Annotated in this window: 15 protein-coding genes; 2 read left to right on the top strand and 13 right to left on the bottom strand. The window is 36.7% G+C overall.

Features of this window, described 5'->3' with window-relative positions; genetic code table 11:
• Positions 1-114: 114 nt before the first annotated feature.
• Positions 115-396 carry a DUF1827 family protein gene (locus FA707_RS02865; RefSeq protein WP_136952803.1) on the top strand — a complete coding sequence of 94 codons (282 nt, stop codon included), beginning with the start codon at positions 115-117 and terminating at the stop codon, positions 394-396.
• 38 nt (positions 397-434) lie between these two features.
• Here FA707_RS02865 and FA707_RS02860 read toward each other — a convergent pair whose 3' ends face one another.
• The 5 genes from FA707_RS02860 to FA707_RS02840 form a co-directional block, all read right to left on the bottom strand.
• Entirely contained in the window at positions 435-776 is a 342-nt protein-coding gene (locus tag FA707_RS02860; RefSeq protein WP_136954165.1) for a rhodanese-like domain-containing protein, read from the bottom strand.
• Between the two features lie 57 nt (positions 777-833).
• Complete coding sequence (locus FA707_RS02855) at positions 834-1805, bottom strand: ROK family glucokinase (protein WP_154299930.1); 972 nt, start codon at positions 1803-1805, stop codon at positions 834-836.
• 3 nt (positions 1806-1808) lie between these two features.
• A complete protein-coding gene (locus FA707_RS02850; protein ID WP_136952801.1) occupies positions 1809-2024 on the bottom strand; it encodes a YqgQ family protein in 216 nt (71 codons plus the stop codon).
• Positions 2025-2083: 59 nt separating this feature from the next.
• On the bottom strand, positions 2084-2839 hold the full coding sequence (locus FA707_RS02845; protein ID WP_246032337.1) for a rhomboid family intramembrane serine protease: 756 nt from the start codon (positions 2837-2839) through the stop codon (positions 2084-2086).
• A gap of 107 nt (positions 2840-2946) precedes the next feature.
• A complete protein-coding gene (locus FA707_RS02840) occupies positions 2947-3390 on the bottom strand; it encodes a DUF1801 domain-containing protein (RefSeq protein WP_136952800.1) in 444 nt (147 codons plus the stop codon).
• 149 nt (positions 3391-3539) lie between these two features.
• On the opposite strand from FA707_RS02840, the gene add reads away from it, so the two are divergent.
• On the top strand, positions 3540-4556 hold the full coding sequence (gene add, locus FA707_RS02835; protein ID WP_136952799.1) for an adenosine deaminase: 1017 nt from the start codon (positions 3540-3542) through the stop codon (positions 4554-4556).
• A gap of 233 nt (positions 4557-4789) precedes the next feature.
• Here the strand turns inward: add and FA707_RS02830 are convergent, their stop codons facing one another.
• From FA707_RS02830 to FA707_RS02795, 8 genes are read right to left on the bottom strand one after another with little or no spacing between them, the layout of a single operon-like run.
• Positions 4790-6163: a TrkH family potassium uptake protein gene (locus FA707_RS02830; RefSeq protein WP_136952798.1), complete on the bottom strand. Its 1374-nt coding sequence runs from the start codon at positions 6161-6163 to the stop codon at positions 4790-4792.
• Positions 6164-6197: 34 nt separating this feature from the next.
• Positions 6198-6839, bottom strand: a complete 642-nt coding sequence (locus tag FA707_RS02825; protein ID WP_136952797.1) for a V-type ATP synthase subunit D — start codon at positions 6837-6839, stop codon at positions 6198-6200.
• A 2-nt stretch (positions 6840-6841) separates the two neighbouring features.
• Positions 6842-8221 (bottom strand): V-type ATP synthase subunit B, encoded by a 1380-nt coding sequence (locus FA707_RS02820; protein ID WP_136952796.1) that lies wholly within the window; start codon positions 8219-8221, stop codon positions 6842-6844.
• Positions 8214-9998: a V-type ATP synthase subunit A gene (locus FA707_RS02815; protein WP_136952795.1), complete on the bottom strand. Its 1785-nt coding sequence runs from the start codon at positions 9996-9998 to the stop codon at positions 8214-8216. The genes FA707_RS02820 and FA707_RS02815 overlap by 8 nt, the downstream gene beginning before the upstream one ends.
• Positions 9999-10015: 17 nt before the next feature.
• Complete coding sequence (locus tag FA707_RS02810; RefSeq protein ID WP_136952794.1) at positions 10016-10327, bottom strand: V-type ATP synthase subunit F; 312 nt, start codon at positions 10325-10327, stop codon at positions 10016-10018.
• Positions 10317-11312 (bottom strand): V-type ATPase subunit, encoded by a 996-nt coding sequence (locus tag FA707_RS02805; RefSeq protein WP_171028949.1) that lies wholly within the window; start codon positions 11310-11312, stop codon positions 10317-10319. The genes FA707_RS02810 and FA707_RS02805 overlap by 11 nt, the downstream gene beginning before the upstream one ends.
• 24 nt (positions 11313-11336) lie before the next feature.
• Positions 11337-11921 (bottom strand): ATPase V, encoded by a 585-nt coding sequence (locus FA707_RS02800; protein ID WP_136952792.1) that lies wholly within the window; start codon positions 11919-11921, stop codon positions 11337-11339.
• Positions 11922-11946: 25 nt separating this feature from the next.
• Positions 11947-12417 (bottom strand): V-type ATP synthase subunit K, encoded by a 471-nt coding sequence (locus FA707_RS02795; protein WP_136952791.1) that lies wholly within the window; start codon positions 12415-12417, stop codon positions 11947-11949.
• Positions 12418-12420 lie beyond the last annotated feature (3 nt).

The raw sequence follows: 12420 nt of genomic DNA, 5'->3' as shown, positions 1-12420 counted from the left end.
CTACACAAGAAAAAATTCTTGTGTAGTTTTTAATTTAGTAATAGTTTTTAGTTTATTAAATCTCCAAAAAACTGTAAAATATAATTATAAACAGTAGTTAAGGGAGTGACACATATGAAATTAGTCGATGTAACAAACAGCTATGCTAAATTAGTCAATAACCAATTAGCGAACACTGACAGTTTATTAGTGAAAGTGTATACGTTAGGGAAAACAAATGTCATCTACTCAGAGGCCCGCACACACAAAGAAATCGCTATTCAAAATAAACAAAGAAAAATTAAAGATAATGAAATCGAATATGTTCTAGACCGTCTTGAACCTAACCATCAAACTTTAAACAAGCTTGATATGGTACGTACTGATCATTTAGTTGAAATTAGCTTTCCAATCTAAAAAAACTCGCTACCGCGTATGCAGTAGCGAGTTTTTTATTATTTATGTTTGACTTTGCCTGTCCAACCATCAAAACCTTCTTTAAGGATATAAATATCAGTATACCCTTCTTTTCTTAAGAAGTTTGCAATACGAACGCTAATTGTTTTACTTTGATCATATAGTAAGACGGGACGATCTTTTCTTAATCCAACATAACTTTGTTTGAAAGTTGAGTAAGGTAAGTTACGTGCACCTAAAATATGACTAGCTCGGTAAATGTCACTCTCACGTAAGTCAATTAATTGACCCGTTCTAAAGTGTTCTTTAAACTCCTCTTGAGAAACCATTTTTGCTGACTTTTTAGCCATATATTTTAAATATAACTCACGACCAATCATTGCTAATAAGATGATTAATAAAATAATTGTTAAGTAATTCACTGATGTTCCTCTTTTCTATTTCTCTTCATTAAATGTTAACGCTAGTGATGCTGCTCCAATAATACCCGCATCATTACCTAAAACAGCTAATTTAATTGCTGTGCTTTCACGGACTTGTTTGAAGGTAAATTCATCAAAATAGCGTTGAATTTTCTCACGTAAAAACTCACCTGCTGCTGACACGCCACCACCGATTACGATATCTGACGGGTTCAACATGTTGCCAATATGGGCGCAAGCTAAACCTAAGTAGAAACAAACTTTGTCAACTACCATCTCAGCAAATGGATCATCGGCTTTAGCTTGATCGAAGACTAATTTACTTGTTACTTCTTGTCCATCATCAATCATTGATTTCAATTCTGATTCGCCGGCATATTCTTCTGATAATTGACGTGCGACACGTACGACACCTGTTGCACTAGCCACTGTTTCTAAACATCCACGCTTACCACATGTACACTCAAAACCTGTTGGGTCAACGGTAATATGGCCAATTTCACCGGCCGCACCTGCTACCCCATGTAACAAGTTACCTTCCGCGATAATTCCACCACCAACACCTGTTCCAAGCGTCATGAAGGCAACATCAGGGTTATTATTTCCAGCACCCATCCAACGCTCACCTAAGGCTGCGACGTTAGCATCGTTATCTAAAACAAACGGAATCCCTAAAGCAGATTCAATTTGCTGACGAATGGGTTGTTCTGTTTTCCAGTTTAAGTTATACGCACCAATCACTGAACCTTGTTCAATATTTACAGCACCTGGGGTTCCCATACCAATTCCGATGAATTCATCCGTTGTCATATTATATAACTCTAAACGGTGTTTAATTGTTTCAATAATATCAGGGACAATTTTTGTTCCTTCTTCTGAAATATCTGTTTCAATACTCCATTTTTGTTGAACTTCTCCTTGAGGGGTTAAAATCCCAAACTTGATAGTCGTACCACCTAAGTCAATCCCAATTAATTTCTTTTCCAACACTTAATCCTCCCTGCTAGTTTGCGCTTTCAATTCATTTTCGTATTCACGTCTTAACACGCGGTGAGCTGCCACGAACTCATCTTCATCCAGCATTTGACCATCGTGTAGATCAATTAATTCCATCTCCATTAATTCAATATCATAAAGACGCTTACCGGTATAAAGATAAATGCCAAAACGTTTTAATAACTGTTGCACATCGTAAAGCGTTCTCATCTCCACACTTCCTTTATTATACAGATTCATCAGACTTTTTTGTAGTCTTTTATTAAAAATTATAAATACATGCCATATTTTTGTAATGAATACATGATTAACGCAACCAGCATTAGGACAAAGCCTAAACCACAGGCAATTCGACGATGAATATTGTCATCACGCATGGCGCTAAAACGTTGACTTAATAATTGTGGTGCAGAAAAAACAAAGCCCAATAGCAGACCACTAATTAACCCACCAACGTGTCCTAACATATCAATATTACTCGCAAAGATATTGAACAATAAGTTAATACCAGCTAAGGTCAACATATTTTTTGCCATATATTGAATTTTAGGATTATGTGGGAAAATTCTTCCTAGCGCAATGAATGCTCCAAATATCCCGAATAGCGCTGTACTTGCACCCGCTGAAATTGACGCAGGGTTGGCAAATGCGAAACTAAAAATATTACCACCTATACCGGCTAATAAATAAAAACAGAAAAAACGCCAATGTCCCATAATTGCTTCTAAATCACGACCCGCAAAATATAAAAAGACTGAGTTAAACAATAAGTGAGTCAGACCGATATGAATAAAAATCGGTGTGATAAAACGCCAAAACTCATGATACAAAATAATACCATGTGCATTTAATGCGCCAAATTCATATAATAAACCAACATCTTGCGTACCACTTATTCCCATGCCACGCGTTAAACCAACTAGGGTCATCACGACAAAGACGATAATTTGAGTCGCTAGAAAAAGCATGGTCACCCAAGAGTCATTTTTAATTCGTTGCCAATTCATATTTCTTATTTTTTCCAATCTAATACCACCTCTCTATCTAATACATTATACCATTATCAGACATGATAACTCATTAAGAATTAATAAAAGTCATTGTCACAAAGATAGTCAGGCATTATCTTTGATTAGCATCCCTTGAAACGTTCGTATTGTGCAATCCACTCATCAACTGTCATTTTCTGCACCAACTCTACGATTAAGTCATACGGAATATGCTTTGGATTGGTTAAACGAATACAGCTTTTTCCCATATTTAATTTCGTTGGAACTTGTTGCGCGTAAGCTTCTTGAAACCAAGTCAGCAGTGATTCATTTCCCATAATGCCCATATGATAAATTGCTATGTGGTTCTTTTGTGACGCCAAACTAATAAACGGTAGCGGTTCATTCATGCGATTTAAATAACCATCAGGATAACGTTCTAATGGCACAACAAAACTAATCATGCCATACATTTTCACTTCTTCAAACCCTTCAGGTAAATTTTCCTTCACTATTCTATATAAACGTTCAAAAGCCTCACGACGTTTTTCATCTACTTGTTCTAGATACTCACCAATCAACTCCATACTTTCTCCTCCTTTATTTTTATACATAATATAACGATAACCTCACACTAATTCAACTATCTTCACTTTATGAATAGACAATCGCTAAATTTCTGTTAGAATGAATATTAAAATATTTTGCGACATGTTTACTTGAAGGAGGAATTTAGATGTTTACAACTGATTTTATTCGCCAATTTCCAAAAGCTGAATTACATTGCCATTTAGATGGCTCAATCCGCCCTGCCACCTTACAAAAAATTGCCTTAGCCGATCACTTATCTATTGAAGAAGACTTGGCTGAAGTCACTAAAAAAATGCAAGCACCAGCTAATTGCGAACACCTTGAAGATTATTTAGAAACGTTTAACTATGTTCTTCCTTATTTACAAACAGAAAAGGCCCTATCTACTGCAGCTTTTGATGTGATGGAACAAGCAGCAAGCGATGGCATTCGCTATCTTGAAATCCGCTTTGCACCAAGTCTTTCCACCAAAAAAGGGTTAACAATCGAGCAAGTCGTTGAAGCTGTTGCAAAAGGGGTGGCTTTAGCAGAACAATCTTATAACATTACCGGTAATTTATTAATTACTGGCATGCGTAATGAAGAATTATCTAGTCTAGGTGCGAAATTTATTAACGCCTTAGAGACAAGACAATCAAAAATCGTCGGTATCGATCTCGCCGGCCCTGAATTAGAAAATTATGTCACTGATTATGAAGTCACATTAAAGTTACTAGTAGAAAAATACTCCGTCCAACTAACCCTTCACGCCGGCGAATGTGGATGTGTAGCAAATGTTTATCAAGCAATAGAGGCCGGTGCTAAACGAATTGGACATGGTATTGCCTTAAAAGGTAACGTGCAAGCTCAACGTTTTTGTGCAGAACATCAGGTTTGTATCGAAAGTTGTCCAACTAGCAACATCCAAACACGCGCCCTTGGTAAAATTTCAGATTATCCACTAGAAGAATGGTTAGAAAATCAAGTTATTTTTTGTTTGAATACTGACAACAAGACGGTGTCAAATACCACTTTAAGTAAGGAATATGACCTGTTAAGAGAACATCTTGGATTAACCAAAGAAGATTTTATACGATTGAATCACTATGCAATGGAACATTCCTTTGCAAGCTCTGAGATTAAAGAAGCTATTTTAGCGGAAATGCAAGCCTTTATAAATTAATAATTACCGTAATTCTCTGGCTTTTAAAGAGTTTTTTGATATTATCCGATTATTTTACTGAGCTTTGAAAAGAAACAAACCTAAAAAATTTTTTTTGATTCATCTAAAAAACAAACATATTCTTCAAATGATTTTTTTCAGGGTTAAACTGGCTATTTTGTGATAGGAACAATCAACATTAATTTATAGTATGTAAAAAAGAACCCCCTCTGCAAACAGAGGGGGCTTTCGTCTTAACCAATCATGACATTTTCTTTTGGAAATTGAATAGGTATTTCTTTTTGTTGAGATTTTGTTAATAATGAGAACAGTACCGTCATTATGCCTACACGTCCGATGAACATTAAAACAATAATCACTATTTTCCCTGGCAGTGAGAGTATCGGCGTTAGCCCCATTGTCAAACCTACTGTTCCAAAAGCTGAAATAACTTCAAACGCAATATACTCCGAACCCATGTACTCTGGCAAATCTTCCGTTACGGATAGTATCATCATTGCTATAACACACACCATTAACGTTATAACAAATAACATCAACGCCTTTACTACGACAGATTCTTTTATCCGTCTTCCTGCAAACTCCGCATGAGGTCGACCTTTTAAAACAGAAATAATTTGAATTAATAACACGCCAAAAGTGGTAGTCTTTAAACCACCTGCCGTTGAACCAGATGTCCCACCAATATACATTAGAACAATCGTCATTAATATACTAGCATGAGATAACTGTGCATAATCAACGGAGGCAAAACCTGCCGTCCTAGCTGTAACACTCAAAAATAAACTATTAATTATACGAGATGCTTTATTAGGCTCGGTCAGTGGCTCTTGAGAGTTTCCTTCTGAAAAATAAAAAAAGACAAACCCGCCAATTAATAATCCGGTAGTCATAATTAACGCAATTTTACTATGTAGGCTTAATCGTCGTCGACTTTTAATAAAGTCATTTAAATCTTTCCAAACAATAAAACCTAATCCTCCAGAAATTATTAAGCCAGAAACAACTAGCATAACATAAGGATTATTTTGAAACGGAACTAAACTATCCCCAAATAAATCAAATCCGGCGTTACAAAAACTAGAAACCGCATGAAATAGAGCATACCATAATCCTTTTAATACGCCATATCGAGGAATAAAATCAATAGCGAGTAATAAAGCTCCTAAAGTTTGAATGGTGATTGCCAACTTTAATACATATAAAGCTAGACTCATAACGCCAGAAACTTGATCTAAATTAAAAGCTTCCTTAATAATAATCCTTGTACTTAGCTGAATCCGTTTCTTCAAAATGGTGAAGAAAACAATAGGTAACATCATAAAATTCAGCCCACCAATTTCAATTAATATTAAAATGACCAAATCTCCATAGCTATTCCAATGCTCTGCTGTATTTAGAGTTGATAACCCTGTAACACAGGTTGCTGAGGTTGCCGTAAATAGCGCATCAATAAACGGTGTCGGCTCGTTGCTTGTAGAAAAAAAAGGCAACGTTAAAACCACAGCACCTATTAGTATCACAACAATAAAACCCAATGCTAAGATAGACGCTGGTCCAAAACGTGGCAATAATGCTCGACCTTTTTTTCTTTTCCTTATTCGCATAGTTTACACTTACTCCCTATCAAAAACACTGCGGTCATAAACCAACAGTGTTTTCTTTATTCTTCACTTTAATTAAACGAGTAATTTCTGCTCGTTCATTCTCTTCTAGTTTCATCTTAATATGTTGAATTGTTTCTTCAAGTTGGGGAATCGTCATATACTCAAGTGCATTGACTCTTCTCCTCGTTTTCTCAATCTCATCTGCCATTAATTGGCATGTTTTTTCCATCTCTGTCAATTTAGATAGTTGCGGAAGAAAATCATAAAATTTTTCAATTGCAGCATCAAGATCGGCATTTGAATTGACATAACCGTAATCAAGCGCGTCTTCATCAAATTCATCTGGATAAGAAAAGTTCATGATGGGAACTGTAACACTCATAATATTTTTTTCAACAATATCGACCGAAATATCATCTGTAGGTAATAAAAACAATTCTTCAATAAAATTTTCATTTATCGCAACATTCGCTAACATGAAGCTCTCCATCGCTTGTTGCATAAGATTTTCCAACTCATCTCTAAGCTGATGATTTTTTTTCACTAGCAAAATAAATTGTCTCATTAATTCATCTTGCTTATCTTTTAAGAGTTTATGTCCTCGCGTTGCTGTTGTCAACTGTTTTTTTAATCTAGATAATTCCATCCGTGTTGGATTGACATTCATGATAGACATTATCACACATCCTTTTTAGGTAAAAACTCGTCTAACATATCATCTTTTATCCGTTTTAACTCGGTTCTTGGCAACATTGATAGTAGCTCCCAACCTAACTCAAGCGTTTCAATAATCGTACGGTTAGTTTCGAACCCTTGATTGATATACTCTTTTTCAAAGCGCTCTGCAAATTTTGCATAGATTTTATCCACATCTGACAGTGCAGCATCGCCTAGAATGACGGCTAATTCTTTTGCTTTCTTCCCTTGGGCATAAGCTGCAAAAAGTTGATTCATTGTGGCTGCATGATCTTTACGCGTCTTCCCTTCACCCGTTCCTTTATCTTTTAAACGAGAAAGTGATGGTAAGACATCAATTGGCGGTTGGTAACCTTTTTTATCCAATTCACGTGATAAAATAATTTGTCCTTCTGTAATGTAGCCTGTCAAATCGGGAATCGGATGCGTTTTGTCATCCTCTGGCATAGATAAAATAGGTATTTGTGTCACTGATCCCTCAATCCCTCTAATACGTCCAGCTCTTTCGTACAATGTCGCTAAATTTGTATAGAGATAACCAGGATAACCACGACGACCTGGTACTTCACGACGAGCAGCCGAAATTTCACGTAAGGCCTCACAATAATTAGTCATATCTGTCATAATGACTAAAACATGTATCCCTTTTTCATAAGCTAGGTATTCAGCCGCCGTTAAGGCCATTCGTGGCGTTGCAATTCTTTCAATTGCTGGGTCATTCGCTAGATTCATAAAGACAACTGAACGATCAATCGCACCTGTTTGTCGGAAATTATCCATAAAAAAGTCAGCTTCTTCAAATGTAATGCCAATCCCCGCAAAAACTACAGCAAAGTCATCCTGTGTATTTAAAACAGCTGCTTGTCTAGCAATTTGCGCTGCTAATTCCTTATGAGGTAAACCCGAACCTGAAAATACAGGCAACTTTTGTCCACGAACTAGCGTGTTCAAATGATCGATTGAGGAAATACCTGTTTGAATAAACTCATCCGGATAATCACGCGCCATTGGATTAATTACTTCACCATTAATGTCCATCATCTTATCAGGTAAAATAGCGGGGCCATTATCTTTGGGACGACCCAAACCGTCAAATACACGTCCAATCATGTCTTCAGACACAGGAAGCTCTAATGAATGTCCTAGGAAACGAACTGATGAGTCTCTCATATTAATCCCGGCCGTTCCTTCAAAAATTTGAACCAACGCTTTATCTTCGTGTATTTCTAACACTTGCCCACGTCTCATCTCACCATTTTGCATACGTACATCAATTAACTCCTCATATTTGACGCCTTCTACTCGGTCAACAGCCATTAATGGACCGACAACTTCACTAATCGTACGATACTCTTTAATCAATACTCATCCCTCCTTCGGCTAGAATCTCACGCATTGTTGTAAAAATTTCTGTTTGAATCTCATCTAACTTAACAAGTTCTTCTTCTGGTAGGTACTTACTACGAGCAATTTTGTCTCTTAATGTGTCACTACCATTCATAATTTCAGAAAAATAAGCATTTAACTTGATGGCGTTTTGCCCTTCACGACCAAACTGAAGAATGTTTCGTAACATCTTAAATTGCTTTTCACGAGAAGTAAACGTATCTATCGAATCAAACGCATTTTGTTGTAAATAGTCCTCTCGAAGCGAACGTGCTACTTGTAAAGTTAATTTATCTTTGTCCGATAAAGCATCAATTCCCACTAAGCGAACAATTTCATTTAATTGTGACTCCTCTTGTAACAATGCCATCGCTTCCGTTACCAAACCAGACCAGTCCTCTTGAATGACTTGGTCCATATATTTTCCTATTGTGTCCAAATATAGTGAATAACTTTGTAGCCAGTCAATAGAAGGAAAATGTCGTTGTTGTGCTAATGTCGAATCTAGTCCCCAAAAAACTTTTACAACTCGTAGTGTATTTTGTGTCACTGGTTCTGAAATATCTCCTCCTGAAGGCGAAACCGCAGAGATAGCTGTCACACTACCTTCACGATTATCAGATCCTAGCGTTAAGACTCGACCTGCTCGCTCGTAGTATTCCGCTAAACGTGAACCTAAGTATGCCGGATAACCTTCATCTCCTGGCATTTCTTCTAAACGACCACTCATCTCACGTAAGGCTTCCGCCCAACGAGAAGTTGAGTCAGCCATAATAGCCACGTTATAGCCCATATCTCGGAAATACTCCGCAATTGTAATACCTGTATAAATAGAGGCTTCACGTGCCGCTACTGGCATATTAGAAGTATTCGCTATTAAAATTGTACGTTCCATCAACGATTCGCCCGTATTAGGGTCAATAAGTTCTGGAAATTCATTTAAAACGTCGGTCATTTCATTCCCACGTTCACCACATCCCACATACACGACAATATCTACATCAGCCCATTTAGCAATTTGATGTTGCACTACAGTTTTACCTGCTCCAAAGGGCCCTGGCACTGCTGCAGCTCCACCTTTTGTCACCGGGAAGAAAGTATCAATAACACGTTGTCCCGTTATCATTGGTTGATCTGGATTTAATTTTTCTTTTACCGGACGACCTCTTCTAACAGGCCACTTCTGCAGCATGCTTATGTTTTTTTCTTCACCGCCAGCTGTTTCAATCACACCAATCACGTCATCAATGGTATACGTACCTGAATCTATTTTGATTAATTTTCCTTGGATACCAAATGGGACCATAATTTTATGCACCACACTTTTGGTTTCTTCAACTGTTCCTAAAATGTCACCCGCCTCTACATATTCACCCGGTTGGGTTGTCGCTACGAATGACCATTTTTTCTGATGATCTAACTGTGGAACTTTCACTCCACGCCCTAAAAAATGACTACCTGTTAGCTCCATAAATGTATCAAGTGGGCGTTGTATACCATCAAACATCTGTGACACAATCCCTGGAGCTAGCTCAACTGATAAAGCTTCTCCGGTTGATTCTACTGGTTCACCTGGACCAATCCCTGCTGTTTCTTCATATACTTGAATACTTGCCACATCACCGCGCATTTCAATAATTTCACCAATAACGCCTAAATCACCGACATAACAAATATCCTGAATACTCGCGTGTGACATATTTTCTGCCATTACTAATGGTCCGGAAACTTTTACGATTCTTCCTTTTTGCAAATTTGACCTCTCCTATTCTATAAAATATTCTGACCGACTGCACGCTCAACATTTTTCTGAATGTTCTGTTTGCCAATCCCTAAACTTCCTCTATGATTGGGAATTAAGATGATAGTTGGCGTTAATTCGGTTTCATATCGTTGGATGGTTTCTGGTACCAAAGAAGCAAATGCTTCAGTTATATATATGACACCATAATTAGCTTGCACCATTTCTTCAATAGTTCGCCTAGTTGTTTGGCCATCAGTTACAATTTGAACATCAAAACCAAATAGTTTGAAGGGTAAGACTGAATTTTTATCTCCGATAACGCCTACTTTATAAGTCATTAACTCGTCTCATCCTTTCTCTAATTTGTTGAGTAGTAAAGCCACATTTTTTCCCAATTACTAAAGTTCTTAAATTTTTTATTTCGATTTCCTTGGCATTAAGTAACGCCAATAGCGGAAGTGGACCAAAAGCCTGTGTTTGGGCACCTTCATAATGTTGTGTTAAGTAGTCATCTTTTAATTTTCCTAACAAATTAAACGCAATTTCTCCTTCTAATAACGCTGGAGCTATAACTTGTGCGTAGTCAGAATTATGTAAAAAGTCAATGAATGCTTCAAAGCTACCTTCTCGATTATCCGCAAAGGTTAAAAGTGACTCTTTAGAAATTGAACCCATACTAGATAAAACCCCAGTCATAAAATTTCGATTTCTTTTTTGTAAGATACCTCGAGCAGTTGTCTCGATGTTCGTCAAGTCAATAAAACTGATTATCTCATTTAATAACTCTGGATATCCTAGCGTTTCACCTAATTCTCTTTGTGTTTTCAAAAAATATCGATCATAAATAACATCTATTCCTTGAAGAACTTTCGATTCTTCCAAATGTAACGTGACTTCTCTAATGCTTTCTGCAACAGTCGTAGGTAGTTGTGTTGAATACCCCGTTTGAATGGCACGCTTAAGCGTTTCAATTGAATAAAAACCATCATAAATACACAATTGATTTAGTTCTTTATTCAACCTCTTCGCTTTTGTTAAGACTTTCAAATTATGAAACGTATAACGCATGGTATAAAGCCATATAACTTCCTTTTCAGGAGCAATTTCAATTATTTCTCGATATTCTTCTTCAATTTCTTTATTCAAATTTTGCTCAAACTCATGCTCAAAACCAGGATAAATATAAGAGGAATAGTGGGTATCTTTCAATAATGAAGCTAGTTGTTCCATCGTTTCAGCTTCAATCATTCGTTCAAATTCGTCTTTTGTAATTAATTCTAGTTCTTTAATTCGAACTAACGGATTAATTTCATGATAGGTCAGTTGACTCATGTCTTCCTTACCTCCTTAATCAAACAAGCGCTTTGCCAATTCTACGCCCATAGTTGGTTGTAGTTCTTTTACTAAATTTTCAAATATAAAATTATACTGAACACCATGATCATTTAAAATAAAGCCTGCTTGTTTTGGAATTACTTCCTCAAGCAAACGCATCTGCCTGTTATATTGCTGATTCATCCGTAACACCCAATCCTGATTCAAATATGCTCGTGATAGTTCACCCACTTGAATAGTCATTGGCGTAGTTAATGGTATAGTTTGCAACAGTTGTTCTGAAAAAGTCTGTGTGTCATCCTGTGACCAAGCGTTCATCTTTTCAATGGCCTCTTCAAAATAACGTGTCAATACTTCTTGTTTATGATGTAAGGCTTCTTGACGAAATACTACTTGCTGTCGATCACGCTGTTGCTTATATTTTTTTTCAACGATTTGTATTTGTTTTTTTAATTGTTGCTCATTTTCTTGGTTAATAAACGCTTGTTCTCTATTAAATTTATCTTCAATTTCGCTTAGTCTCTTCTGTTTATAGAGCAGACGTTCATTTTCAGCTTGTTCATTCATTCGTGCAATCATTTTTTCAATAGCATCCATTGTTGATAGGCCTCCTTCTAATGATTTAGGCATTTAACACTAATAAGAATGAAATAACAAATCCTAAAATAGCGTACGTTTCAACCATAGCAGCATAAATTATTCCTTTAGTCGCATGCTCTGGTTTTTTAGCTAAAATTTGAATACCTGCTGAAGCTACTCGACCTTGCGCAATTCCGGAGAATAAGCCAGTAAATGCAATAGGTAAAGCAGCACCTAGTAACGTTAAGCCTTGTTCTAAAGGCATGCTAGCATCCATGTTAATAAAGATTAAAAACGCAATAACAAAACCGTATAACCCTTGTGTTCCTGGTAATAACTCTAAAATCAAGGCCTGTCCAAATTTTTCTGGTTGAGTTGTTGATAAAGCAGCTGCTGCTTCCCCAGTCATACCTACGCCTTTAGCTGAACCTATCCCTGAAAAGATAGTAGCCACTGCCATCCCTAATACTGCAAAAATCATACCACCGTTGTTGTTAATTAAAAAATCCATCATTAT

This window comes from Vagococcus zengguangii (assembly GCF_005145005.1).
Classification (GTDB): domain Bacteria; phylum Bacillota; class Bacilli; order Lactobacillales; family Vagococcaceae; genus Vagococcus_A; species Vagococcus_A zengguangii.
This window is presented reverse-complemented; position numbering and strand designations above follow the sequence as displayed.